Source organism: Citrobacter sp. S46_ASV_140 (assembly GCF_018919545.1).
Classification (GTDB): Bacteria; Pseudomonadota; Gammaproteobacteria; order Enterobacterales; family Enterobacteriaceae; genus Citrobacter; species Citrobacter braakii.
The window spans coordinates 1-24,721 of sequence record NZ_JAHLRC010000004.1 but is presented as its reverse complement, the minus strand read 5'-3'; the positions used below and the strand labels follow the sequence as shown (position 1 = coordinate 24,721).

22 protein-coding genes are annotated in these 24,721 nt (G+C 53.1%); 7 read left to right on the top strand and 15 right to left on the bottom strand.

The window, feature by feature from the left end:
- Positions 1-24 precede the first annotated feature (24 nt).
- The 5 genes from KQJ19_RS02315 (at position 25) to selO (ending at position 4,404) form a co-directional block, all read left to right on the top strand.
- Positions 25-576, top strand: a complete 552-nt coding sequence (locus KQJ19_RS02315; protein ID WP_047500296.1) for a glutathione peroxidase — start codon at positions 25-27, stop codon at positions 574-576.
- Entirely contained in the window at positions 576-1,325 is a 750-nt protein-coding gene (gene btuD, locus KQJ19_RS02310; protein ID WP_047500298.1) for a vitamin B12 ABC transporter ATP-binding protein BtuD, read from the top strand. The genes KQJ19_RS02315 and btuD overlap by 1 nt, the downstream gene beginning before the upstream one ends.
- A gap of 77 nt (positions 1,326-1,402) precedes the next feature.
- Positions 1,403-1,867, top strand: coding sequence for an NlpC/P60 family protein (locus KQJ19_RS02305; protein WP_047500302.1), 465 nt, complete (start codon positions 1,403-1,405; stop codon positions 1,865-1,867).
- A 319-nt stretch (positions 1,868-2,186) separates the two neighbouring features.
- Complete coding sequence (locus KQJ19_RS02300; protein ID WP_049281901.1) at positions 2,187-2,900, top strand: EAL domain-containing protein; 714 nt, start codon at positions 2,187-2,189, stop codon at positions 2,898-2,900.
- 61 nt (positions 2,901-2,961) lie between these two features.
- A complete protein-coding gene (gene selO, locus KQJ19_RS02295) occupies positions 2,962-4,404 on the top strand; it encodes a protein adenylyltransferase SelO (RefSeq protein WP_216403301.1) in 1,443 nt (480 codons plus the stop codon).
- Here selO and KQJ19_RS02290 read toward each other — a convergent pair.
- From KQJ19_RS02290 to ppsR, 8 genes are all read right to left on the bottom strand, one after another.
- A complete protein-coding gene (locus KQJ19_RS02290; protein ID WP_216403300.1) occupies positions 4,401-5,180 on the bottom strand; it encodes a heme ABC transporter ATP-binding protein in 780 nt (259 codons plus the stop codon). The two genes, selO and KQJ19_RS02290, sit on opposite strands and share 4 nt — an antisense overlap.
- Entirely contained in the window at positions 5,173-6,165 is a 993-nt protein-coding gene (locus KQJ19_RS02285; protein WP_032947022.1) for an iron ABC transporter permease, read from the bottom strand. Before KQJ19_RS02285 ends, KQJ19_RS02290 begins: the two co-directional genes overlap by 8 nt.
- Positions 6,165-6,986, bottom strand: coding sequence for a hemin ABC transporter substrate-binding protein (locus KQJ19_RS02280; RefSeq protein WP_216403299.1), 822 nt, complete (start codon positions 6,984-6,986; stop codon positions 6,165-6,167). The genes KQJ19_RS02285 and KQJ19_RS02280 overlap by 1 nt, the downstream gene beginning before the upstream one ends.
- Complete coding sequence (chuS, locus tag KQJ19_RS02275; RefSeq protein WP_016152880.1) at positions 6,983-8,014, bottom strand: hematinate-forming heme oxygenase ChuS; 1,032 nt, start codon at positions 8,012-8,014, stop codon at positions 6,983-6,985. The genes KQJ19_RS02280 and chuS overlap by 4 nt, the downstream gene beginning before the upstream one ends.
- 47 nt (positions 8,015-8,061) lie before the next feature.
- On the bottom strand, positions 8,062-10,047 hold the full coding sequence (locus KQJ19_RS02270) for a TonB-dependent hemoglobin/transferrin/lactoferrin family receptor (RefSeq protein WP_216403298.1): 1,986 nt from the start codon (positions 10,045-10,047) through the stop codon (positions 8,062-8,064).
- A 74-nt stretch (positions 10,048-10,121) separates the two neighbouring features.
- A complete protein-coding gene (gene hemP, locus KQJ19_RS02265) occupies positions 10,122-10,352 on the bottom strand; it encodes a hemin uptake protein HemP (protein ID WP_016156349.1) in 231 nt (76 codons plus the stop codon).
- 124 nt (positions 10,353-10,476) lie between these two features.
- Complete coding sequence (gene aroH, locus KQJ19_RS02260) at positions 10,477-11,523, bottom strand: 3-deoxy-7-phosphoheptulonate synthase AroH (RefSeq protein WP_016152883.1); 1,047 nt, start codon at positions 11,521-11,523, stop codon at positions 10,477-10,479.
- A 126-nt stretch (positions 11,524-11,649) separates the two neighbouring features.
- Complete coding sequence (gene ppsR, locus KQJ19_RS02255) at positions 11,650-12,483, bottom strand: posphoenolpyruvate synthetase regulatory kinase/phosphorylase PpsR (protein ID WP_016152884.1); 834 nt, start codon at positions 12,481-12,483, stop codon at positions 11,650-11,652.
- A gap of 328 nt (positions 12,484-12,811) precedes the next feature.
- Between ppsR and ppsA the strand changes: the two genes are divergently transcribed.
- On the top strand, positions 12,812-15,190 hold the full coding sequence (gene ppsA, locus KQJ19_RS02250; RefSeq protein WP_016152885.1) for a phosphoenolpyruvate synthase: 2,379 nt from the start codon (positions 12,812-12,814) through the stop codon (positions 15,188-15,190).
- 95 nt (positions 15,191-15,285) lie between these two features.
- Here ppsA and fadK read toward each other — a convergent pair whose 3' ends face one another.
- The 5 genes from fadK to KQJ19_RS02225 all read right to left on the bottom strand — a co-directional run bounded on the left by fadK (position 15,286) and on the right by KQJ19_RS02225 (position 20,370).
- The gene (gene fadK / locus KQJ19_RS02245; protein WP_216403297.1) at positions 15,286-16,932 is read right to left on the bottom strand and encodes a medium-chain fatty-acid--CoA ligase; all 1,647 of its coding nucleotides are present in this window, start codon (positions 16,930-16,932) and stop codon (positions 15,286-15,288) included.
- 83 nt (positions 16,933-17,015) lie between these two features.
- Positions 17,016-17,309 carry a ferredoxin gene (locus tag KQJ19_RS02240; protein ID WP_016152887.1) on the bottom strand — a complete coding sequence of 98 codons (294 nt, stop codon included), beginning with the start codon at positions 17,307-17,309 and terminating at the stop codon, positions 17,016-17,018.
- On the bottom strand, positions 17,306-18,595 hold the full coding sequence (locus KQJ19_RS02235; protein WP_049040471.1) for an FAD-dependent oxidoreductase: 1,290 nt from the start codon (positions 18,593-18,595) through the stop codon (positions 17,306-17,308). The genes KQJ19_RS02240 and KQJ19_RS02235 overlap by 4 nt, the downstream gene beginning before the upstream one ends.
- Positions 18,596-18,648: 53 nt before the next feature.
- Entirely contained in the window at positions 18,649-19,584 is a 936-nt protein-coding gene (locus KQJ19_RS02230) for an electron transfer flavoprotein subunit alpha (protein WP_216403296.1), read from the bottom strand.
- 21 nt (positions 19,585-19,605) lie between these two features.
- On the bottom strand, positions 19,606-20,370 hold the full coding sequence (locus tag KQJ19_RS02225; RefSeq protein ID WP_047500317.1) for an electron transfer flavoprotein: 765 nt from the start codon (positions 20,368-20,370) through the stop codon (positions 19,606-19,608).
- A gap of 505 nt (positions 20,371-20,875) precedes the next feature.
- Here KQJ19_RS02225 and KQJ19_RS02220 point away from each other — a divergent pair.
- A complete protein-coding gene (locus KQJ19_RS02220) occupies positions 20,876-21,766 on the top strand; it encodes an AraC family transcriptional regulator (protein ID WP_016152891.1) in 891 nt (296 codons plus the stop codon).
- A 54-nt stretch (positions 21,767-21,820) separates the two neighbouring features.
- Here KQJ19_RS02220 and KQJ19_RS02215 read toward each other — a convergent pair whose 3' ends face one another.
- Both KQJ19_RS02215 and KQJ19_RS02210 read right to left on the bottom strand, forming a co-directional pair.
- Entirely contained in the window at positions 21,821-22,972 is a 1,152-nt protein-coding gene (locus KQJ19_RS02215) for an acyl-CoA dehydrogenase (protein ID WP_003836610.1), read from the bottom strand.
- A gap of 13 nt (positions 22,973-22,985) precedes the next feature.
- Entirely contained in the window at positions 22,986-24,581 is a 1,596-nt protein-coding gene (locus tag KQJ19_RS02210) for an acyl CoA:acetate/3-ketoacid CoA transferase (RefSeq protein WP_046274671.1), read from the bottom strand.
- Positions 24,582-24,721: the final 140 nt, after the last annotated feature.

Sequence of the window (24,721 nt, the reverse complement as noted above, 5' to 3'; positions counted from 1 at the left end):
TCCACCTGTTGTTCTGGAGATGCTATGCAAAACACTATCCTCGATACAGACGTGACGACCATCGACGGCGAGGTGACCTCACTGCAGCCGTATGCCGGAAATGTGCTGTTAATCGTCAACGTTGCTTCAAAATGTGGGCTAACGCCGCAATATGAGCAACTGGAGAATCTGCAGAAAGCCTGGCATCAGCAGGGCTTTACCGTTCTTGGGTTCCCCTGCAACCAGTTTCTGGGCCAGGAGCCGGGCAGTGAAGAGGAAATAAAAACGTACTGCAGTACCACCTGGGGCGTTACCTTCCCGATGTTCAGCAAAATTGAGGTCAACGGCGAGGGACGCCATCCGCTGTATCAGAAACTGATTGATGCCGCGCCAACCGCCGTCGCGCCTGCGGATAGTGGATTCTATGAGCGTATGGCGAGTAAAGGTCGGGCGCCGCTCTACCCGGACGATATTCTGTGGAATTTCGAGAAGTTTTTAGTGGGTCGGGATGGTCAGGTACTGCAACGATTTTCACCCGATATGACGCCTGAGGATCCTGTTCTGGTGCAATCCATCAAGATGGCGCTGGCAAACTAATGTCTCGATTGATGCAGCTACAGGACGTAGCAGAATCGACCCGACTTGGCCCGCTTTCTGGTGAGATAAAAGCAGGGGAGATCCTGCATTTAGTGGGGCCTAACGGCGCAGGAAAGAGCACGCTGTTGGCGCGAATGGCGGGGCTGACGACCGGCAAGGGCAGCATCACCTTTGGTGATGTGTCATTGGATGAATGGCCGGCAGCAAAGCTGGCGCAATATCGCGCTTATCTTGCGCAACAGCAAAACCCGCCGTTTGCGATGCCGGTCTGGCATTTTCTGACGCTGCATCAACCCGATAAAACACGCACCGATCTGTTACAGGAAGTCGCCGATGCGCTTGGGCTTGGGGATAAGCTGGGACGCAGCGTGAATCAGCTCTCTGGCGGTGAGTGGCAGCGCGTGCGCCTGGCTGCGGTTATCCTGCAGATTTGCCCACAAGCGAATCCATTCGGCCAGCTTTTGCTGCTGGATGAGCCGATGAACAGCCTGGACGTGGCGCAACAAAATGCACTGGACCGGATGCTGGGTCAGTTGTGTTTGCAGGGCATCGCGATTGTAATGAGCAGCCATGACCTTAATCACACCTTACGTCATGCGCACAAGGCCTGGCTCCTCAAACGCGGGAAGCTGCTTGCCAGTGGTGCTCGTGATGCGGTACTAACGCCGGCCAATCTGTCTGCGGCTTATGGTGTGAACTTCCGTCGTTTGGATATTGAAGGCCACAGAATGCTCATATCAACCACTTAAGTTAAATGGGTTCTTGAAAATCATATAATTTCCACGCTAAATTGACATAAAAATATAATTCAGAGGATTCGTCCTGAATGCGCTTTTGGCTTCTTTTCATCACAGCATTGTTTTTGGCGGGCTGCAGCAGCCATCGTGCTCCTGCGCCAAATGCCCGCTTGTCGGATTCTATCGCCGTTATCGCCGGGCTTAATGACCAGTTACAAACCTGGCATGGCACACCCTATCGTTATGGCGGCATGAGCCGTAACGGAGTGGATTGTTCTGGATTTGTATTGATGACAATGCGCGATAAATTCGATCTGCAACTTCCGCGTGATACGCGCACGCAATCAAAGATTGGTACCGAAATTGATAAAGATGATTTGCTGCCCGGCGATCTGGTGTTCTTTAAAACCGGGTCTGGGGAAAGCGGTCTGCATGTCGGAATTTACGATACCAATAATCAATTTATTCATGCCTCAACCAGCCGTGGTGTGATGCGCTCATCACTGGACAACGTTTACTGGCGCAAAAACTTTTGGCAGGCGCGACGTATTTAATCCTCATCAGTCACGAGGCTGCCTACGGCTGAGCAGCCTCGACATTTCCATTTGTTAGTAACTTCTTATTTCTGCCGCCAGCCGGACAATACCCCTGAACATTAAGAGCGTATCTTGCTAAAAATATGATTTATTCCGAGATATTAAAAAGTGCAAAGCTGGATATTCGCTTATAATCAGGATAAGCTAAAAAAAAGGGATTCGATTTACTGGCTATAAAGGGAAAAATGAAAGGGCCTCTACTTGCATCAGCAATAACGTATTTCTCCATCCTTTGCTACAGGATGCCGGATAACACCTATGCAGAGGGGCTGGCACGATGATTGTTTCAATGGATACTCTTTACCATTCAGAGTTCTCTTTTCTCCCTGCGAGAAACGAAAAAGGCGATCTTGAATACGTAGATATCATTACCAGTTTTGCCAGTGCGCAGGGGGATGTGCGTATACCCACCGAGCTGGTCCTACCTCGGATGTCGGGCGAAGAGCAATGTCGCTTATTTACCGAAAAGCTTGAATTAATCGAAACGTGCCAACATTTTTTTATTCAACGAAAGGTTTCTGCCTGGATTAATTTAACGCCGGCAATTGCTAATACTTTATTATCAGATGCTAAATTTGCTTCACAAGTTGAACGATTGTCATTTCTGGAACTGGCTATTAATGAAAACTATCCAGAGTTAAATAATGGAAAAGCGAATCCAACGCTGGCTGCACTGGCGGCGCGATTTCCATTAGTACTGACAAACTATGGTGCTGGCGGCATATCAAACCGGGCAATTTTTGATGGGCTGTTCAAACGCGTCGTGCTCGATAAAAACTTTGTTCAACAAAGGATTACACATATTTCGTTTGAGCCATTTATGCGGGCTATCCTGGCACAGCTATTTCCCAGCAGTGAGTCAATTATCATTAGCGGTATTGATACACCCGAGATGTTAGCGCGCGTACTGCCTCTGGGATTCAGCGCCATGCAGGGCGCGCTGTGGCCTGCTGTGCCCCCCGCGCAGATAATTTCGCTCGCGAAGATATAACCCTCATATTTGCTGGTGTTTAACAGGCTTTTAACAGTCTACACTAGAGACAGGAGGCCCTATGACCCTGTCTTTTACCACCCGCTGGCGTGATGAATTACCAGCAACCTATACAGCACTTTCACCCACTCCCCTGAAAAACGCGCGCCTGATCTGGCATAACGATGCGCTGGCGGAGCAATTAGCTATTCCAGAGACACTATTTGATATTCCAACCGGAGCCGGTGTTTGGGGCGGTGAATCGTTGCTTCCCGGGATGTCGCCTTTAGCGCAAGTTTATAGCGGACATCAATTTGGCGTCTGGGCGGGCCAGCTTGGCGATGGACGCGGGATCCTGTTGGGCGAACAACAGCTCGCTGACGGCTCAACGTGTGACTGGCACCTGAAAGGCGCCGGACTTACGCCTTATTCCCGTATGGGGGATGGTCGCGCCGTACTGCGCTCGACAATTCGCGAAAGCCTGGCCAGCGAAGCGATGCATTACCTGGGAATACCGACCACGCGGGCATTGTCGATTGTTACCAGCGACACGCAGGTGTATCGCGAAACGGTAGAATCAGGGGCGATGCTCATTCGCGTGGCGCAAAGCCATCTGCGCTTTGGCCATTTTGAGCATTTTTACTATCGCCGCGAGCCGGAAAAAGTGCGCCAGTTGGCTGACTTTGCGATTCGCTATTATTGGCCACAATGGCAGGAAGAAGCCGATAAGTATCAGCTGTGGTTTAACGATGTTGTCACGCGTACTGCGACGTTAATCGCGGACTGGCAGGCGGTGGGATTTGCGCATGGTGTCATGAACACCGACAACATGTCGATTCTGGGACTGACGATGGATTACGGTCCATTCGGTTTCCTTGATGACTACGTGCCCGATTTTATCTGCAACCACTCAGACAACCAGGGGCGATACAGTTTCGATAATCAACCGGCCGCGGCGCTTTGGAACCTGCAACGTCTGGCGCAAACTCTGTCGCCATTTATCCCGGTCGAGGCGCTTAATGATGCGCTGGACAGTTATCAACTGGCGCTGTTAACTCGCTACGGTCAGCGGATGCGACAAAAGCTTGGCTTCTTTAGCGAGCAAAAAAACGATAACGAACTGCTTAGTGAACTGTTTAACCTGATGGCGCGGGAAAGAAGCGACTATACGCGAACGTTTCGCATGCTCAGTCAGACGGAACAACACAGCGCGCAATCCCCGCTGCGCGATGAGTTTATCGATCGCGCAGCGTTTGACGATTGGTTCACGCGGTATCGCTCACGCCTGCAGCAAGACAACATTGCCGACGCAGACAGACAAACGCAGATGAAGGCGGCTAATCCGGCGATGGTATTGCGTAACTGGTTGGCGCAACGGGCGATTAATCAGGCAGAGCAGGGGGATTACGCCGAGCTGCATCGGTTACACGAGGCGTTGCGTACCCCATTTGTCGATCGTGATGATGACTATGTCAGCCGTCCACCTGACTGGGGCAAACGGCTGGAAGTGAGCTGTTCAAGCTAAGGGGCCAGAAACACCTGTGGGGATCCGTTGGCCGGATGCTGGCCAACGTGTACCTGCGCGCCATACCAGCGTTTCAGGTCATCGGCCTGTAACACGGCCTCAGGCGTTCCCTGCGACACCAGCCTGCCGTTGTGCAGCAACACTATTCTGTCTGCCCACAGTGCGGCGAGATTCAGATCGTGAAGCACAATGCACACATGCAGCTCTTGTGAAGCGGTAAGCGTCTTCAGCAAGCGCAACAGATGCTGCTGGTGGTAAAGATCCAGCGCAGAGGTCGGTTCATCAAGGAATAACCAGCCGCGAGGCGCGCCGTCGCACCAAAGTTGCGCCAATGCACGGGCTAACTGTACTCGCTGTTGCTCGCCGCCGGAAAGCGCGGCGTATTGCCGGCCCGCCAGCGGTGTACATCCGGTCATTTCCATCACCTGAGCGATAAGTCGAGGTTCCGACCGCGAGGTCCAGGGCGCACGCCCCATCGCGATGACGGCCTCTACCGGCCAGTCAAATCCCAGTTGCGTTTGCTGGCGCATCACCGCCCGATGCCGCGACAGTGTTTGGCTATGCCATTCATCCAGCGGTTTACCCGCCAGCACGCAGCGCCCTTTAGCCGGTTTCAGAAAACCGGTCAGCAGGCGCAGCAGGGTGGATTTCCCCGCACCGTTTGGGCCGATGAGCGCCACCAGTTCACCTTTTTCGAGAGCAAGAGTGACGTCGTCAATCACCGCTCTGCCCGCGACGCGATAGTGAAGCCCTTCAGCGATGAAATGTTCAGCCATGCGGTCCTCGCTGACGAAAAATAAGCCATAAAAACCACGGTGCGCCGAGAAGACTGGTTAGCAAACCGACCGGCATTTCCGCAGGCGCAACCGCCGTACGGGCCAGCGTGTCGGCTATCAGCAATAAAAATGCGCCCGCCAGCACGGAACCTGGGATAACGGCCCGATGGTCTGAGCCGAGCCACATGCGCATCAGATGCGGGATAACCAGCCCGATGAAGCCTATTACGCCGCTTACCGCCACGGCTGCGGCAACCAGCAATGCGCTACAAAGTAGCAAAACACGCTGAACGGTACGCACATCTACGCCGAGGTAATGTGCCTCTTCCTCACCTAACTGCAGCAGGTTCAGCGCCGGTGCCAGACGCCAGATGATCAGCACCGTCGGGACAGTCAATGAAGTGACAGCCAGCAGCGTGGACCATTGCGCGGCCCCCAGACTGCCCATCCCCCATAGCGACAGCTGGCGCAGTTGCGCGTCATTACTGACCCACGACAGAACGCCAACCGCCGCCCCGCACAGCGCGTTGATGGCAATACCGACCAACAGCAGACGTGAGAGTGAAGCGTCGCGCTGTTGGCTAAGGATAAAAATAACCACCGTTGCCGCCAGCGCACCGAGAAAAGCGGCCAGCATGGGGGCGTACAGCATCAACAGCGCGGGCAAAGAGACCGGCAGCACTACCCACAGGGCGACGGCGCAGGCGGCACCGCTGCTTATCCCCAGTAATCCCGGATCGGCAAGCGGGTTGCGAAACAGGCCCTGCATCACGCAGCCCGCGAGCGCCAGAGAACCGCCAATCACCAGCGCCAGCAGGACGCGGGGCAGGCGAATGGTGAGCCAGATTTGACGCAGTGCCTCATCGCCATCACGCCACAGCAAACTTACCGGCAGGCGCAACGCGCCAAAACCGGTAGCCATGATTGTCATCACGACCAACATGAGTGCGAGTGTCCATAAAGAACAACGGATACGTCGCGACATCAGGGCAATTGCTCTGCTTTAGCGCGAAGCTGCAAAATGGCCTGCGGGGTGCGTACGCTAAAGCCGAGCAGCGCCATATCGTCAACCTGCAATACCTGTTTATTCCGTCCGGCAGGCGTCTGCGCCAGGCCCGGCAGCGCCCACAGGTTATCTTCGCCACCCATCGCCTTAACGCCGTCCTGTGAAATCACCACCAGATCGGGCTGGCTGGCAATGACACCTTCCTGCGACAGCGGCTGATAGCGGTTAACACCCTGCATTGCGTTGCGCAAACCGGCGGCACGAATAGCCGCATCGGCTGCGGTTTGCTGGCCCGCTGCCATCGCGGTCATCCCGCCATGATTGAGAATAAACAACACTCGTTTGTTAAGTTCAGATGACGGCAACGCCGCCAGTTCCTGACGTAAGCGGGTGCGCAGCGTTTCGCCATCGGCCTCCCTATGGGTGGCTTCGGCGATGACGCGAATTTTTTCATCAATCACATTAAGCGCGTTGCTTGCCGGGATCGTCACAACCCTGACGTTGCTCTGTTCGAGCTGTTTTAGCGCCAGAGAGGGTTGCGCCTGCGCGCTGGAAAGGACCAGCGTAGGACGGGTGGCAAGGATCCCTTCGGCGTTGAGTTGGCGCAAATAACCGACATCAGGTAGGGCGTTTGCTGCTTCAGGCCACTGGCTGGTGCTGTCTCGCGCCACAAGGGAAGACTGTGCTCCCAGTGCGTATACAATCTCGGTGACATCGCCACCGAGAGCAACAACCCGTTCCCTGGACGCAGCCATCGCGACGATGGGCAGTAGCGCAATCAGGACCAGCAGTTTTTTCATGCGGCCAGCCCTTTCGGCGTCAGTGCGTCAATTTGGGCGCGCCATTGCGTCTGCTCCGGTTCGCCTTCCGTTCGTTGACCATACAGCTGGGCGATTTGCGTGCCGTCGGCAGCAAACAGTTCCAGGCTGGTAACGTGGCCATCGGCGGTCGGTTTGCGCGTCACCCATGTTTCTGCCACGCTCTCTTCCAGCAGGTGTAAGGTAAATGTCGGGTTGAATATATTCAGCCAGCCTTTCATCGGCACCAGTTTTTCTATCACACCGGTAAAAATCTGTACGCAGCCACGATTACCCACAAAGACCATAATTTCATTGCCATCCTGGCGCGCGGTGTCGAGTAACTGCGCCAGAGCGCTATTTGCGACTTTACAGGCCAGATCGTCGCCCACCAGGTTAAACGCCTGTTGGCGGGTGAGATCGTGGCGTTTCAGCAGACCGAAGAACTGGTGTACATCGGTCATGGCTCGCCACTCTTGATCAACAGTCTGCGCATCGACCGTGACGGTGGCTGGAGCAGAAGGGGGGGCGGGTTGTAGCGCCAGAGGCGGGTTTTCAGCGAAGATGAAACGGGTCAGCAACGCAGCCCATTCCTCAATGAGGGTATTCTGTGTGGCATAGACCTTCAGCAGCGCATCCCCCTGATGGTCAAAGAACTGAATGCTCTGACGCTCGCCGTGGGCGGTTGTTTCGCTGATATGGAACACGCTTGCCCACTGATTGAGGAACAGGCGCAGGTCGAGAGCGCGCGGATTGAGTACCAGTCCGGCATGACCGTTCAGGTGCTGATTGGTAAACGCACCAACCTGCTCATGCACCGCATATTCGTTGCGGCATATACATTTGGTTTCGCCGACGGCTTCCAGTGCGCCGAGGATTTCACGCACTTCGCCCCGTAAGCGCCAGGCGTCATGACCAACGCGCGCGAAGGTCAGTTCGGCTTCGCTAATATTCATCAATCCCGCAATATCACGTGCGTATTTGCCAGGATTTTCTTTCTTCAGTTCCAGCCAGCGTGTGTAATGATTCATTGTCTCTTCCTTCCAGATTGCTGCCCCGGCGAACCGGGGAAAAGTGATTACCACTGATAACTCACGAAAATTTTGCCATTACGACCATCCTGCGGAATGCCCTGCGGCGACCAGTACTCTTTGTCGAAGGCGTTGCCCAGTACCAGCGTGGTGGTCATGCCTTTCAGCGCTTGTTGGCCCTGATAGCTCACGTAGAAATCGTTTACCGCATAACCGGGCTGTTTCGTGTAGCTGCTGCTGATATGCGTTGAACGGTCAGCAAATGTACCTATCCAGCCAACGGAAAAACCGCTGTGCGCAACCGGTACGTTCAGTTTGCTGGTGACGGTATCCGGGTTAATGCTGGAAATGTATTCGCCGGTGTCTGTATCTTTGCCGCGCGTACGGTTATAGGCCATGTCGAGGCTGAACAGATCGGCGGAATATTTCGCCATCACGTCCCAGCCCCAGATTTTGGCGTTGGGTACGTTATAGGACATGGTTGTCGCGGCGGCGAAGTCGACGCTGGTGGAGATGTAATCTTTCGCTTTGGTGTCGAAATAGCTGGCTTTAAATTCGAGCGCATCGCTCGCCATCAGCAGATCGTCAAAGCGCAGGCCAAATCCGTATTCCTGGGTTTCGTTGGTTTCCGGGCGTAGGTTAGGGTTCGGCACCCAGTAGTTGGTGTAAAAACGGCCAATCGAGAAGTGTTTGGCATCGTTATACATCTCGCCCATGGTCGGCGCACGGAAGGCCTGAGCGTATGAACCGAACAGCATCAGCCAGTCGGTTGGCGCAACGGTGAGCCCGGCGCGGGACGACCATTTATCGGCATCGACATCTTCATAGCCGTCGCTGCTGCCGCGATAAGAGTCATAACGGGTACCGCCCAGCAGCGTAACCGGCAGGTCGCGCAGGGTGATTTCATCTTGTAGCCAACCGGAGCTGAAATCGATTTTTGCCTCCGGGAAACCGGTGGTTGCGCCGCCTGGCTGTTGTTCCTGACGATAGTATTCCCCGCCGTAGGTCAGCAGGTGAGATGCAAAAGAGTCGGTAAACAGGCGGCTGCGGTTGTCGATTTTGCCGCCTTTGGTGGTTTGTTTGCGAAACTCGCCGGTGTTATCCGTGTTTTGCGCATTAATGCGTGCTTCGGACCAGTAGACGCGGGCATCCGCGTTCAACCAGTCATTCTCGGCTGGAGCAATCGAGTAGGTCAGTTGCGCGTCGCGTTGGATGGTTGAGCGATCGGTCATCGGGTTGCTGGTGGCATCCGCCGCGCTGGTTTGCGGGTTTTTAGGTTCACGGGCTTCATTGTTGTAGTAACGCAGCGAGCCGGCCAGCGTCTGGGCGCTGTCAATTTTCCAGCTGCCTTTCGCCAGCATATTGTTAATCGCTTCGTCGTTTGGTGCCGTAGTGCCGTCGCTCTGGCGCAAATCACCGCGATCGCGACTGGACCAGGCAAGCAGTCCGTCCAGCGTATCGGTGCGACCAAACGCGCTGGCACCCATACCGAGGCTGTGATCGCCGGTTGCCGCGGTACCGAACACGCGATAACCGCTGTTTTGTCCGGCTTCCAGCAGATCTTTGGCATCCGCAGTGTCATAGGCGATCACACCACCTAACGCGCCGCTACCGTACAGCAGGGCAGAAGGGCCACGGACGACCTCGATGCGTTTGATCAGCGCCGGATCGAGGAAGGTACTGTTCAGGTGTCCGGTGTCGGTTCCCTGACGAACGCCATCAACCAGCACCAGAACGCCACGTCGATCGTAGCCGCGCAGATTCACGTCCTGGCCGTTAGTGCGACCGGTGCCGTCAAGGGTCAGGCCCGGAACCGTACGCAACAGGTCGGCTGCTGAGCTGGCGGTCTGGTTTTCCGGCGCGGTGGCATCAATCACGCTGACCATCATCGGCGCTTCAAAAGCACTACGGGCATTGCCGGTAGCGGTGACGGTCATATCTTCTACCGCCGCATACGCGACGGTGGGCAGGTTACTGATAATCGCCAGCGCCAAGAGCGAAGGGCGCAGGGATGCAGTGTGCAGGTGTGGCATAGCAACTCTCCATTAGGAAATCGAAAAGCGCTGGCTGCCTGGGTACTACCTGGGTGGCTGGCGAAAAGTGGTGTTTATTTGGTCAGAATGAGTTTTCCGGCTTGTGTCTGGCGCAGTAAATAGAGCTGACCATCGTGTTCTATGATCACGCGCCCCTCTTTGCCCAGCAGACTTTTACTGTCAATTCGGCGCTCGTTTGGCGCGACGGCAGGCGGTGTTTTTTCTTTTGCGGGCGTTGTTGTGTTATCCATACGTGAATAGTTTTTAAAAATAACAATCAATTTAACAATGATAATCATTATCATCAAACTGCAAAATTGCGGCAAGCCTTTTTGTGAAATAATTGTGACGAGAATAGATTTTGTACAATAAGGAGGGGGAAAACAAAGGATTAGCACCGGGCAACGTGATGTTACCCGGCGAACAGCATTAAAAACGGCTATCAACCGCAGAGGCGAGTTTTTCAACCAGTAGTTCAGTATCTTCCCAGTTCAGGCACGGGTCGGTAATGGACTGGCCGTAAACCAGCGGCTGGCCGCTAACGATTTTTTGCGTACCTTCACGCAGGAAACTCTCCGCCATAATCCCGGCAATCGCCGTCGAACCATTGCGAATTTGCTGGCACACATCATCACAAACGTCCAACTGACGACGATGCTGCTTCTGGCAATTGCCATGGCTAAAATCGACCACCAGATGTTCAGGCAGGGAAAATTCGTGCAGGGTATCGCAGGCGGCGGCAATATCTTCAGCATAATAATTCGGCTTTTTACCGCCGCGCATGATGATATGCCCGTAAGGATTACCGCTGGTCTGATAAATGGTCATCTGGCCGGTTTTATCCGGAGAGAGGAACATATGGCTGGCACGGGAGGCGCGAATCGCATCGACGGCAATACGCGTATTGCCATCCGTACCATTTTTAAAGCCGACCGGGCAGGAAAGCGCAGAGGCCATTTCACGGTGGATCTGGCTTTCGGTGGTGCGTGCGCCAATGGCTCCCCAACTGATTAAATCAGCAATAAACTGACCGGTCACCATGTCGAGGAATTCTGTTGCCGTGGGTACGCCCAGTTCATTGACCTGCAACAGCAGTTTACGCGCCAGTTCAATGCCGTGGTTCACGCGGTAGCTGCCGTTTAAATCTGGGTCGGAAATTAAGCCTTTCCAGCCCACTACGGTGCGCGGTTTTTCAAAATAAGTGCGCATCACGATTTCCAGACGCGCCTGATGTTTTTCGCGCAGCGCCTGTAAACGCGTCGCGTATTCCATGGCGGCATCAAGATCGTGAATCGAGCAGGGACCTACGATCACCAGTAAACGAGCGTCTTCACCATTTAATATTTTTTCTATCCGGCGTCGGGAGTCCGTAACATGACGGGCGACGGAGGACGAAACAGGATGCCGTTGCGCAAGCTCTGCTGGAGTGACCAGGTTGTCAATACGCGCAGTACGGAGTTCATCGGTTCTGTTCATTACTTGTCTCAGAAATTTGTTGCTTCAACGGCAGGACTACCGGGAAGTGATGTATATCACAATATCATACTCATCCTGCCTGGTGGCGAGCATAATAACAAAAAATAGAACCAATGCACTAGCATTCTAGTACATGCGGCGATTCAGCCCCATGATGTCGAGGATCTTGGTAGCAATCTCTTCTACCGAATAATTGGTACTGTTCAGCCATGGGATCTGGTTTTTCCGGTACAGCGCTTCCACCTCAGCAACCTCCATCCGGCACTGGCGCATCGAGGCGTAACGGCTGTTTTCCCGGCGCTCTTCGCGGATGGCCGCCAGGCGCTCAGGGTCGATGGTCAGGCCGAACAATTTATGCTGTAACGGCTTCAGGGACGCTGGCAGCACCAGATTATCCATATCATCGGCAATAAAGGGGTAGTTGGCCGCGCGAATGCCAAACTGCATGGCCAGATACAAACTGGTCGGGGTTTTACCGCAACGGGAAACGCCAAGCAGGATCACCTGCGCCTGATCGAGGTTGCGCAACGAAATACCGTCGTCATGAGCGAGGGTATAATCAATGGCGGCAATGCGCGCGTCGTACTTGTTAAGGTTGCCGGGGTTCAGGCCGTGGGTACGATGGGCGATCGGCGTAGGGTCGAGCTTCATCTCTTGCTGCAGTGGGGCAACCAACGCCTGCACGATATCCTGACAAAATCCTTCGCTTTGCAAAATGATCGAGCGAATTTCCGGCAAAACGATAGAGTAAAACACCAGAGGGCGCACGCCAGTTTGTTGATAGATCGCGTCAATCTGGTCTTTGACCGCTCGCGCACGACTCTCATTTTCCACAAACGGCAGCGTAATGCTGCTGATCGTAACCGGAAATTGCGACATTACCGCGTGGCCCAATACCTCGGCGGTGATGGCCGTACCATCAGAAATATAAAATACGTGACGATCAACAGCATTATCCATTTTGCTCATCCTGGGGCTGACATAATTCTCTGAAAGCATAAATTAAAATTCGCCAGAAGCGAATATTGCTGCATCTATTTTGTAAAATGAAACGGTATTTTTATATTTACTGAAAAGTACATTTCATTTTTCGGAACAAATGTTTATACCGGTAGTTTTTGTGGTGATCCCCTGTGGCTCGCGGGTTTGCGCAAATGCGGAAACAATCTGAAAAAATAAAAAATAAAGTTGCTTGAACGATTCACCGTTTTTTTCGTTGAGGTAAATATGCAAAGATAATTACGCAAAATTGAGTTTCCTAACCTCGTTCATATATAAGGATTGTTCGATGTCCAACAATGGCTCGTCACCGCTGGTGCTTTGGTATAACCAACTCGGCATGAATGATGTAGACAGAGTTGGGGGCAAAAATGCCTCCCTGGGTGAAATGATTACTAACCTTTCCGGTATGGGTGTTTCCGTACCGAATGGTTTTGCAACGACCGCCGATGCGTTTAACCAGTTTCTGGACCAGAGCGGTGTAAACCAGCGCATTTATGAGCTGCTGGATAAAACGGATATTGACGATGTCACCGAGCTTGCGAAAGCCGGCGCACAGATCCGCCAGTGGATTATCGACACTCCTTTCCAGCCGGAGCTGGAAAATGCCGTCCGCGATGCCTACGCGCAGCTGTCAGCAGACGATGCCCATGCCTCTTTTGCCGTGCGCTCTTCCGCCACCGCAGAAGATATGCCAGATGCGTCATTTGCTGGTCAGCAGGAAACCTTCCTCAACGTCCAGGGATTTGATGCCGTACTGGTTGCTATCAAACACGTCTTTGCCTCGCTGTTTAACGACCGTGCAATCTCTTATCGCGTTCACCAGGGTTATGACCATCGTGGCGTGGCGCTCTCTGCTGGCGTTCAGCGGATGGTGCGCTCAGACCTCGCGTCTTCCGGCGTAATGTTCTCCATCGATACCGAATCCGGTTTCGATCAGGTGGTATTCATCACTTCCGCATGGGGCCTGGGCGAGATGGTTGTGCAGGGTGCCGTTAACCCGGATGAATTCTACGTGCACAAACCGACTCTGGCGGCAAACCGTCCGGCGATCGTCCGTCGCACAATGGGTTCGAAAAAAATCCGCATGGTCTACGCGCCAACCCAGGAACACGGCAAGCAGGTGACGATTGAAGATGTACCGCAGGAGCAGCGTGACATTTTCTCCCTGACCAACGCAGAAGTGCAGGAGCTGGCGAAGCAGGCGGTACAGATCGAGAAGCACTACGGTCGTCCGATGGACATCGAATGGGCGAAAGACGGTCATACCGGCAAGCTGTTCATTGTGCAGGCGCGTCCGGAAACCGTGCGCTCGCGCGGCCAGGTGATGGAGCGTTATACGCTGCATGCTCAGGGTAAAATTATTGCTGAAGGTCGTGCTATCGGTCACCGCATTGGCGCGGGTCCGGTCAAAGTCATTCAGGACATCAGCGAAATGAACCGTATCGAACCTGGCGACGTCCTGGTTACCGACATGACCGACCCGGACTGGGAACCGATCATGAAGAAAGCGGCGGCGATTGTCACCAACCGTGGCGGTCGTACCTGCCACGCGGCGATCATTGCCCGTGAACTGGGGATCCCGGCCGTGGTTGGCTGTGGTGATGCCACCGAGCGTATGAAGGACGGTGAGAAAGTCACAGTCTCCTGCGCCGAGGGTGATACCGGTTATGTTTACGCTGAGATGCTCGACTTCAGCGTGAAGAGTTCCAGCGTGGAGACCATGCCGGATCTGCCGTTGAAGGTGATGATGAACGTGGGTAACCCGGACCGGGCTTTCGACTTCGCCTGTCTGCCAAACGAAGGTGTCGGCCTGGCGCGTCTGGAATTTATCATCAACCGCATGATTGGCGTACACCCGCGTGCGTTGCTGGAGTTCGATGACCAGACGCCTGAGCTGCAAAACGAAATCCGCGGCATGATGAAAGGTTTTGATTCCCCGCGTGAATTCTACGTTGGTCGTCTGACGGAAGGGATCGCTACTCTGGGCGCGGCGTTCTATCCAAAACGCGTTATCGTGCGTATGTCAGACTTTAAGTCCAACGAATATGCCAACCTCGTCGGCGGTGAGCGTTATGAGCCGCATGAAGAGAACCCGATGCTGGGCTTCCGCGGGGCGGGCCGTTACATTGCTGATAGCTTCCGCGACTGTTTCGCGCTGGAATGTGACGCAGTGAAACGTGTCCGTAACGATATGGGCCTGACTAACGTAGAAGTGATGGTACCGTTTGTACGTACCGTTGCCCAGGCGAAAGCGGTAGTGGAAGAGCTGGCGCGTCAGGGGCTGAAACGCGGTGAGAACGGACTGAAGATCATCATGATGTGCGAGATCCCGTCCAACGCCTTGCTGGCCGAACAGTTCCTTGAGTACTTTGACGGTTTCTCCATCGGTTCAAACGACATGACGCAGCTGGCGCTGGGACTGGACCGTGACTCTGGTGTGGTTTCTGAACTGTTTGACGAGCGTAACGACGCGGTGAAAGCGCTGCTGTCGATGGCGATTCGTGCAGCCAAGAAGCAGGGCAAATACGTGGGTATCTGCGGTCAGGGTCCATCCGATCACGAAGACTTCGCCGCCTGGCTCATGGAAGAGGGGATCGACAGTCTGTCGCTGAACCCGGACACGGTCGTGCAGACCTGGCTGAGCCTGGCTGAACTGAAGAAGTAACATCATGCCGGATGGTGGCGTAAATGCCTTACCCGGCCTACGGTTAGTATGCAACGTAGGCCGGATTAGAGGTGTTAGCATCGCCATCCGGTACTTTACCCTTCAACGCTTTCCACACGCTCCACGCTTAAACGCTGAATGATATCCTGACGCAGCTGGTATTTTTGTACCTTGCCTGACGCCGTGCGCGGTAACGTGTCGACAATGACGATGTGTTCCGGATATTTATACTTTGCCACCCGTTTGCGGCTAAAAAAGGCCACCACTGATTCCAGCGACAGCGAATGATGCGGCGGTTTCAGCACCACATAAGCGCACGACCGTTCACCTAACCGATCGTCTGGCATCGCGACAACGCAGGCATCATGAATGCGCGGATGCTGCAATAAAATATCCTCCACTTCGCGGCTGCTGATGTTTTCCCCACCGCGCACAATAATATCTTTTTTACGCCCGGTAATTTTGATGTATCCCGCTTCGTCCATGCGGCATAAGTCGCCACTGTAATACCAGCCATCTTTGTCCAGCGCGCGGGCGGTCAGTTCAGGCTCATCGAGGTAGCCCATAAAAACATTGGGGCCACGCGAGGCTTCTTCACCTTCGATCCCTGCAGGCAACGTATTGCGCGCTTCATCGACGACTTTAATTTCCACGCCTGCGGCGGCATATCCATCGGTGTTCATCATGCGTGAAAGTGAATCGTCGAGATTGACCAGCGCATGCGGCGAGCTCTCCGTCGAACCATAGATGCTTAACAATTTAATGCCGCGCTGTTGGCAGTCACGGGCAATCTTTTGCGGAATAGTGGTGCCACCGCATAAGAAAAAACGTAGTGATGTGAGATCACAGGGCCGTTTTTCCAGACTACACAACATGTCGTAGACGAAGGGGGTTGCACCGAGCACGCAGGTACAGCGTTGTTGCTCGAGCAGTTCAAGACAGGCGGTTGGGGTGAATATATCCAACAATACGCTGCGTGCGCCGATTAAAAACGGCGCGGTAACGCCATGCAAAAAACCGGTAGCGTGTCCCAGTGGGGCGGGCATCAAAAACACATCCTGCCAGGTGAGATTGAGTCGGGCACAGTAGGCGCGTTCGCTGGCAAGGATATTGTTGTGGGTTAACATTACGCCTTTCGGCATTCCCTCGGTCCCGGAGGTAAACAGCACGGCAGCCAGTTCATCGGCGTGAACGTTAATAACCTGGGTTAATGGCGGAGCCTGAAGCAGTTGGCTGAACGCCAGCGAGGCGGTGGCCGGTGCCAGTTTATCTACGGCGACAATCTGTTGCAGATGCGGCAACTGGTTTTGCAAGGGGAGGATCAGATCAACCGGTCGGGTCTGTTTAAACAACGTCGGTGCGAAAAAAATCTTCGCTTTGCATTTGTTCAGTACCCACACCAGTTCCGCTTCGCGCCAGGCAGGCAGCAGTGGTACGGAAACGGCCCCGGTTTTCAGGCAGGCCAGGTAGATAATGGTGAACTCGCACCAGCCAGGCAACTGAAAGGCAATGCGATCGCCGGGTTGGATCCCGCAGGCTACAAACCAGGTTGCCAGACTGCTGGCAGCATCGTCGAGTGCAGCGTAGGTATATGAAGCGCCATGATTATCAACCACGGCGATTTTATCCGGCATGGCTCTGGCGGTTTGGTGCCAGTAATCGCCAAGCGAAGCATCTCCCCATAAACCCAGTTGTCGCCAGGCCTGGCGACGTTCGGCGTTAAACGTAAGTGTGATACTCATGAAGTTATTCCCAGGATTATTTCGGCATACATCTGACCGGATGGCCAGGCGGGGCCAATCCGGCGTACAACATGCAAAATCCGTTAGCCGTAGCGGAAATCAACGCCAAATGTTCCGAGCGGGTATTCCCATTGTGTGAGGATCGTGTCACCGCACAGCACCCGGCAGGTGCCGCACTCCAGGCAGCCTGCGGAATCAAAATGAATATTTCCACTCTCATCCTGTTTATACAGTCCGGCGGGGCAGGCTTTCAGCAACTTGCGAAATTCATTAAGGTCGGGATGTTCAGCCAGAATGATGTGCGGGTGGCCTTCATCAACATTAAATTTATTGACGCCCAGTTTGACGTCGACGTTAACGTTAGTGTCCTGATTCATAGTGCGGTGGCCCCCTTGATGCCGTCTTTCAGTAAGTTCATCAGCCCAATTTGCCTGGCATGGGACATGATCATCTTGCGAACGGGCTGATTTGGGCTTCCGTCGACGGTAAACATATCGTTCATGATATCGGCCACCATGCGGGGATACTGGGTGAACAGGCGCGGGTTTTCCATCAGCGCCGGGATCTTGCGAAAATGCTGTAAATCACGCATCACACAGCCCTGTTCGAGGGCGCGTTTGTAATCCATCAGGCTACTGGCCGAGTAATCCTGGCGCTCTTTTGCTGCAATGGCTGTTTGGGCGGCGGCTTCTGCGGAGGCTATCGCCAAATCCATGCCGCGCACGGTATAACCCAGATTCAGACAGAAACCAGCGGCATCGCCGACGATCATTACCCCGTCATCAACCAGTTTCGGAACCATTGCCAGACCGCCTTCCGGTACCATATGTGCGGAATACTCCAGCAGTTCACCGCCGGCAATCAGCGGACGAATAGTCGGGTGTCGCTTAAAGTCTTCCAGCATTTGCGGAATGCTTTTCGTGGCATGGGCAATATCCCCCAGACCACACACCAGGCCCAGAGAGATGGAATCCTGGTTGGTATACAGAAATCCGCCTCCCATCAGTCCATCAGACGGTGAGCCTGCGAACAGCCAGGCTGCACCTTCGTTGCCTGACAGATTGAACCGATCCGCAATCACCGCCGACGGTAAGCCGATCAGCTCTTTTACGCCAACGGCATAGTGCTGCGCAGAAGAGGGGGGAACCATTCCCAGCGACCGTCCCAGCATAGAATTAACGCCATCGGCTAGGATGACAATATTGGCTTCAAGGATATCGTCCCCGGCTTGCACTCCGGTGACCTTATTGCCTTCGCGAATTAGCGCGTCGACGCGCACGCCGGGGATGAACTGCACGCCAGCCTGTTCCGCTTTTTCCATTAGCCATGGGTCAAGCCGGTTGCGCAAAACGGTATAAGAGTCCTGCGCTGGCGCGTTGTCTTTTTCACGATGGAAGTCGAGGGTAACGGCGCTCTCTTCGGTCAGGAAGGAGATTTTTTCGCGGGTGACTTTACGTTCGAGAGGCGCTTCCTGCGCGAATCCGGGCATGATGCGCTCAAGGCTGTGCGCGTAGAGTCTCCCGCCGGTCATATTTTTACTGCCCGCACTGTTGCCGCGCTCGATGACCAGTACGTCCAGTCCGGCCCGGGCCATAACGTAACCTGCCATTGTACCCGCTACACCAGCCCCGACCACAATGGCATCAAATTTTTCATCTGACATGCTTTATGCTCCTTTCCCGCCGCGAGGGCAGCGGGAGATGTGCGTTAACGGGATTAGCGGCTGAGATGGTCGATAAGGGCCGGAACCACTTTGTAGATGTCGCCCACCAGACCGTAATCGGCGTAATTGAAAATAGGGGCTTTTTTATCTTTGTTGATGGCGACAATGACTTTCGCGCCGTTACCGCCGACCATATGCTGAATTTGTCCTGAGATGCCCAGCGTGAGATACAGGTCTGATTTCAATAACACGCCAGAAACGCCAATGTAGCGTTCGCGTTCCATCCAGTTTTCGCCTTCGGCAATCGGTCGTGAACAACCCACTTCAGCACCCAGCACCGATGCCAGTTGGCGCACCATTTCCAGATCGTTTTGCGCCACCAGGCCGCGACCCACACCCACCACGCGCCTGGCTTTGCTGAGATCCACGCTGCTCACGGATTTGGCGCGACGCTCCAGGCACATCACTTCATGGTGCGGCGCGATGTACGTTGCTGAGACAACCGGGCAGTTGTGCGAGGCGTTTTCCGCGACCGGTTCAAGCTGGCCTGGAGCAAGTGTGATAATCGCCAGCGTACTTTTGATTTTTTCTTTGCCAAATGCCAGACCACCATACATCCGGTGTTCGGCGAACAAAATGCCTGCATCCAGCGTTACCGATGTGGCGTCGTTCACCATCGCTGCGTTGAGCTGAATGCTTAAGCGTGCGCCAAGGGATTTGGCTCGTTTAGTCGCGGACATCAGCAGCAGCCCGGCGTGTTCCTGCATCAGGGCGGCGATGGTCTCAGCGTAATTTTCAACACGCTGTAAACCGGAGGTTGCGTCGAGCACGACTATCTTATCGGCGCCCAGGGCTTGCAACTGATTGGCCTGGTCGCTGCCTTGTACGATAAGGTGTACCTGCTCACCCCACAGGCGAGCGCCGGCCATTAATTCTGCATAGCGTTCTACGTTATCGCTGAACACCCAGACGTTGGCTAATTTAATCATGATGATTTCTCTCCGTTGGGCTTAGTTCAGGGCTTTTTTCAGGTGTTCAGCCAGTTCGGCAATGGCTTCTGCTGAGTCATTTTCCAGAATGATGTGCTGACGTTCTGTTTGCGGCGGCACGGTAAGGCTCACCAGTTCCGCTAACGGTGATGCAGGTATCCAACCAATATCGCTGGCTTGCCACGGGGTGACCGGTTTTTTACCCGCGCCCAGAATCGCCTTCATCGAGGGAATACGCGGTGTGTTGATATCCGACGTCACGCACAGTACGGCGGGGAGCGGCAGATCAATTACTTCGACTTCATCTTCAAGCGTGCGCTCAACCACAAGGCGATCGCCGTTACGTTGGATGCTGCTGACGGCATTAATCACCGGGAGCTGTAATAGTTCCCCAACCAGTAAGCCGACCTGCTGCGCGTAGATATCCCCCGATCCTTCACCGAACAGCATCAGGTCGAAATCCATATTGTTGGCCGCACAGGCCAGCGCCTGAGCGGTATCCCGGGGTAATGAATGCTCCAGTTGTGGATCCTGCACCATATACAAACTGTCCGGCCCGCGGGACAGCACGTCTTTACGCACTTTGGAGTTTTGTAGTAGCGACCCGCCCACCGTTAAGGCGACGATTTCATCACCCTCCGCGCTAAGTTGCGCTGCGGCCTCTATCGCATTTAAGTCAAACTGGCTGATTTTGGCATCGGCCCGGTCAAAGTTAAGCGAGCGCTGTGGGGTAACAACAATGTCCTGTTCTTCAGGCACCAACTTAAAGCAGGTTATTATTTTCATGGCATCTCCAGTGATTCTCGTGTGGATGATGACGTGGTGCGTCATTATCGACAGTAGGGAAAATTGACTGAAAATAGTGTGCGACAGAGGGAGGGCTGTTTTCGACGGGGAAATCTGTTTTCATTGCCAACAATCTTGCAAAAAAAACGTCCCGGGAATGCCTGGTTTATCAGCAATAATCAGACGGTGCGTACCAGAGGAAAAAACGGGAACACAAAGACAGTGAAAATAATTGCGAAATGCGTCATGTTTTTAATCGCCTCTGCGCTGAATTTGTTTCTTATATGTAAATTATTAATGCAGACTTAATAACATTTATTCTTTTTGATTATTATTAAACGCAAATAATCAATTGCAGCAATGTACCAAAGCAAAAGGTGTCATCTTGCAGACGGCGCAAATAATTTTGTTTCGCCGGGAAGGAATAACGTTGTATAACGTCATTATCATTTTTATTTTCTGATATTAATAATCCCAAAATTGCTGCCTTTAGGTGGAGGTTGTCATGTATCAACGCTGCTTTGATAATGCCGTGGAGACCCTTTTTGAACAGGGGAAAACCCCGAGATTCTCGCGATTCGTCATCAGTGATGACCCTAACTGGGAGTCGGGTCATCACGTTCACGATAATGAAACAGAGCTTATTTATGTCAAAAAAGGGGTCGCAAGATTAATTATCGATTCGTCGCTGTATGTCGCGCATGCCGGGGATATCGTGGTGATAGAGCAAGGGCGACTCCATGCGGTTGCTTCGGATAGTAGCGCACCTGCAACGACTTACACCTGCGCGCTCTACGGTTTTCGTTTCAACGGCTGGCAGGATAATCAGCTATTGCAGATGCACTCGTGTCCGGTGATTAGCGTTACTCAGGGGAAGGAAGTTATTAAGAGTATCTTTAATGAGCTGGGGGTTATGCTCCCCCAGAGCAAAAATAACCTGACATCTTCAGCCTACGACGCTTTTGCTTATGCTTTAACCGTTTTATTTTACGAAAACTTTAAAAATGCCTATCGTTCTGAGCAAGGTTATATTAAAAAAGATGTCTTAATTAAAGATGTGCTGGTTTATTTAAATAATAACTTCCGAGAAAAAATTACTCTCGATCAGTTATCCAAAAAATTCCGGGCCAGCGTGAGTTATATCTGCCATGAATTTACTAAGGAGTATCGAATTTCGCCGATCAATTATGTGATTCAGCGACGAATGACCGAGGCGAAATTTGCCCTGACGAATACGGAAGCTTCGTTAGCGGAAATCTCCTGGCGGGTAGGGTATGAAAATGTCGATCACTTTGCCAAACTCTTTCAGCGGCATGTGGGTTGTACCCCCAGTGATTATCGCAAGCAGTTTAAAAATAATCTGGTTGAGCAGGAATGCTTGATGCCAGAGGTCTGATTATCCTGGATCGTGCCGGAAAACGCTTGTGCGCTATCCGGCACGGATTACCGCTTACTTATTCTGATAATCTTTCAGGATTTGGCGTCCGGCGACGTAAATCATAATTTCGTCGGTGCCGCCGCCAATGCGCTCGCAGCGAACATCGCGCCAGAATCGGGAAACGCGCGCTTCATCGGTGTAACCCAGCCCGCCCATGATCTGAATGGCGTCATCAATCACTTCCATTGCCGTGCGGGCGCAGTACAGTTTTGCCAACGCCGCGCTGGTCCGCAGCGACTGTTCCTGATCGGCCTGCCAGGCGACTTTCAATACCATATTGCGCATGTTTTCAATTTTAATCGCCATCAGCGCCAGTTTTTCCTGGATCATCTGGTTATGGCCAATCGGTTTACCAAATGCGATGCGCTGGTTAGCGTAACGGGCGGCATCTTCGAAGGCGCACTCGGCGAAACCGGTACTACGCGCGGCGTTGATCAACCGTTCCATCTCAAAGTTGTACATGACGTTGAGGAAGCCCATGCCTTCTTCGCCGACCATATCGCTTTCGTCTACTTCAACATCATCAAGATAGACTTCGCAGGTGCTGAGCATGTGCCAGCCGATTTTATGCAGCGGATTAACCTTAATGCCGGGTTTCTTCGAATCCACCCACCACAGTGTAAAGGCTTTCTTCGGATCTTTCGGCTCCGGGTCGCGAGCCAGTACCAGCATATAAGGATACTCTTTAGCGCCAGTGATAAAGGTTTTTTGCCCGTTGAGATATACCTTGCCGTTTTTGCGGGTGTAGCTGGTGGTGGCGCTGTTATTGTCTGAACCTGCTCCCGGTTCGGTTAATGCCAGCGCATAAGCCGGATCGCCCGTTTCCATGGTGCTTTCTGCTGTTTTACGTAACTGCTCGGCGGAGCCAAAACGACGCATACTGTGAATGCACTGACCGTTCGTGATTAAAAAAGCGGGTGCGCCGCATTTGGAAACTTCCATCAGTGCCAGCATCTGCGTGACGTAATCTGCCGGGATACCGCCGAACTCTTCCGGAACGCCCAGCATTGAAATACCGTTGTCCGCAAGGGCGCGCATAAACTCTTTCGGATAGGTAGCCGTCTGATCGCAGGTACGGAAATATTCCTCCGGGAAATTGCTGGTAATCAGTTCGCGAATGCTGGCAAGCAGCAGCTCTTGTTCTTCAGTTAATGAAAAATCCATCAGGGTACTCCTTTTAATTGGCGGCATCGGGCAATATAAAACCCATCGAAGCATCGATAAATAATCTTTCGTCCATCAGTTTCAGTTCCGGAGAAATAACCGGAGGGAAATCCATTTTGTCCAGAATGTCTTCCTGTAAAGAGACTCCTGGCGCAATTTCGACTAAATGAAGACCATCTTCTTTTAACGTAAATACAGCACGCTCGGTGATGTAACGCACATCCAGTCCGCGCTCGAGTGCAATTTTTCCGCTGAAAGTGACTTCAGGTAATTCGTTGACGAATTTTTTCACCCGGCCTTCCTGCACGATATTTAATTTGCCATTGGCAACTTCCGTTTTCAGGCTTCCGGCAGTTAAGGTGCCGCAAAATATTATTTTCTTCGAGGTGGCGCTAATATCGATAAAACCGCCGGTCCCCATAATTTTGCCATTGAATTTATGTACGCCGACGTTGCCGTGGCGATCCACTTCGGCGAAGCTTAAATAGCATACATCCAGCCCACCGCCGTGGTAGAAGTCAAACTGGGAGGTCATATCCAGAATCGCGCGGGTGTTGACGTTGGCACCAAAAGCGATGCCCTGGGAGGTAATTCCGCCAATCGGGCCGGTCTCGACCGTCAGAATAAAGTCGTCAGCGCAGCCTTCTTCGCGTGCAACGAGACCAATACCATCGGCGATACCCACGCCAACGTTGCCGACCGCGCCTTTACGCATTTCGAACAGGGCGCGTCGGGCCACCAGTTTACGCTGATTGAGCGGCAGGGCAGTCTGCTGGCTGTCATCAAGGACAAAATCGCCCGAGATAAAGCGGTTAACCGGCGCGCCGCCGTACAATTGAGTTTGATCGGGATCGATGACCACAATATCGACCAGATAGCCCGGAATACGCACGGCTTTTGGGTGCAGTGTGGCTTTCTTCACCATTTTTTGCACCTGCATCATGACGATACCGCCGTTGTTGTGAACGGCCTGAGCGATCACCAGCGCGTCGAGATACATAACTTCATCTTCAAACGTGGCGTAACCTTCGCTGTCGCAGGTGGTGGCGCGAATAAAGGCGATGTTTGGCGCAATGGCTTTGTAATAGAGGTACTCTTTGTTATCAATTTCCACCAGCTTGATCAGATCTTCGGTGGTCACTTCATTCAGCTTTCCGCCCTGTTGGCGGGGATCGACAAATGTTCCGATACCGATCTCACTCAGAATACCCGGCTGGTGGGCTGCCGATGCTCGCAGGGTCTGGGTTAATACGCCCTGAGGATAGTTATAGGCGGCAATTTTATTCTGCTCAGCGAGGTCGGAAATTCGTGGTGATTGTCCCCAGTGGCCGCATAATGCCCATTTGACTAAACCTTCCTGAGCTAACGGGCTAATTCCACGGTCAGCACGGTCACCTAATCCCGTTGGGCTAATCAATGATAAGTTTCGGGGTGAGTGTGCATTTTTATATTTTTCAGCCAGCGCATTAATTAATGTTGTTGCTTCGAGAATACCGCCGCCTGCGCCTAATACGCAGAGCGTTGCCTCATCAGGAATATAATTAATGGCATCCGCTGCGGATAATACGGGGACCCGACCATCAATGCGTTTTGGTCTTGATAATTTCATATGAACTCCAGATTATATGCGTGCGACTACTTGTCGCTATATTCGACAATAATAATGTGAGTTATTTAATAATGTCCGGCCATCTGCCCGATATTCGTGATTAAGCGAATATCTGGGGCAGGGTATTACTGATATTAATA

Excerpts from the sequence above, each read along its gene's own strand:
- KQJ19_RS02315 (WP_047500296.1), top strand. The coding sequence starts at position 25 with ATGCAAAACACTATCCTCGATACAGACGTGACGACCATCGACGGCGAG.
- btuD (WP_047500298.1), top strand. The coding sequence starts at position 576 with ATGTCTCGATTGATGCAGCTACAGGACGTAGCAGAATCGACCCGACTT.
- KQJ19_RS02305 (WP_047500302.1), top strand. The coding sequence starts at position 1,403 with ATGCGCTTTTGGCTTCTTTTCATCACAGCATTGTTTTTGGCGGGCTGC.
- KQJ19_RS02300 (WP_049281901.1), top strand. The coding sequence starts at position 2,187 with ATGATTGTTTCAATGGATACTCTTTACCATTCAGAGTTCTCTTTTCTC.
- selO (WP_216403301.1), top strand. The coding sequence starts at position 2,962 with ATGACCCTGTCTTTTACCACCCGCTGGCGTGATGAATTACCAGCAACC.
- KQJ19_RS02290 (WP_216403300.1), bottom strand. The coding sequence starts at position 5,180 with ATGGCTGAACATTTCATCGCTGAAGGGCTTCACTATCGCGTCGCGGGC.
- KQJ19_RS02285 (WP_032947022.1), bottom strand. The coding sequence starts at position 6,165 with ATGTCGCGACGTATCCGTTGTTCTTTATGGACACTCGCACTCATGTTG.
- KQJ19_RS02280 (WP_216403299.1), bottom strand. The coding sequence starts at position 6,986 with ATGAAAAAACTGCTGGTCCTGATTGCGCTACTGCCCATCGTCGCGATG.
- chuS (WP_016152880.1), bottom strand. The coding sequence starts at position 8,014 with ATGAATCATTACACACGCTGGCTGGAACTGAAGAAAGAAAATCCTGGC.
- KQJ19_RS02270 (WP_216403298.1), bottom strand. The coding sequence starts at position 10,047 with ATGCCACACCTGCACACTGCATCCCTGCGCCCTTCGCTCTTGGCGCTG.
- hemP (WP_016156349.1), bottom strand. The coding sequence starts at position 10,352 with ATGATAATGATTATCATTGTTAAATTGATTGTTATTTTTAAAAACTAT.
- aroH (WP_016152883.1), bottom strand. The coding sequence starts at position 11,523 with ATGAACAGAACCGATGAACTCCGTACTGCGCGTATTGACAACCTGGTC.
- ppsR (WP_016152884.1), bottom strand. The coding sequence starts at position 12,483 with ATGGATAATGCTGTTGATCGTCACGTATTTTATATTTCTGATGGTACG.
- ppsA (WP_016152885.1), top strand. The coding sequence starts at position 12,812 with ATGTCCAACAATGGCTCGTCACCGCTGGTGCTTTGGTATAACCAACTC.
- fadK (WP_216403297.1), bottom strand. The coding sequence starts at position 16,932 with ATGAGTATCACACTTACGTTTAACGCCGAACGTCGCCAGGCCTGGCGA.
- KQJ19_RS02240 (WP_016152887.1), bottom strand. The coding sequence starts at position 17,309 with ATGAATCAGGACACTAACGTTAACGTCGACGTCAAACTGGGCGTCAAT.
- KQJ19_RS02235 (WP_049040471.1), bottom strand. The coding sequence starts at position 18,595 with ATGTCAGATGAAAAATTTGATGCCATTGTGGTCGGGGCTGGTGTAGCG.
- KQJ19_RS02230 (WP_216403296.1), bottom strand. The coding sequence starts at position 19,584 with ATGATTAAATTAGCCAACGTCTGGGTGTTCAGCGATAACGTAGAACGC.
- KQJ19_RS02225 (WP_047500317.1), bottom strand. The coding sequence starts at position 20,370 with ATGAAAATAATAACCTGCTTTAAGTTGGTGCCTGAAGAACAGGACATT.
- KQJ19_RS02220 (WP_016152891.1), top strand. The coding sequence starts at position 20,876 with ATGTATCAACGCTGCTTTGATAATGCCGTGGAGACCCTTTTTGAACAG.
- KQJ19_RS02215 (WP_003836610.1), bottom strand. The coding sequence starts at position 22,972 with ATGGATTTTTCATTAACTGAAGAACAAGAGCTGCTGCTTGCCAGCATT.
- KQJ19_RS02210 (WP_046274671.1), bottom strand. The coding sequence starts at position 24,581 with ATGAAATTATCAAGACCAAAACGCATTGATGGTCGGGTCCCCGTATTA.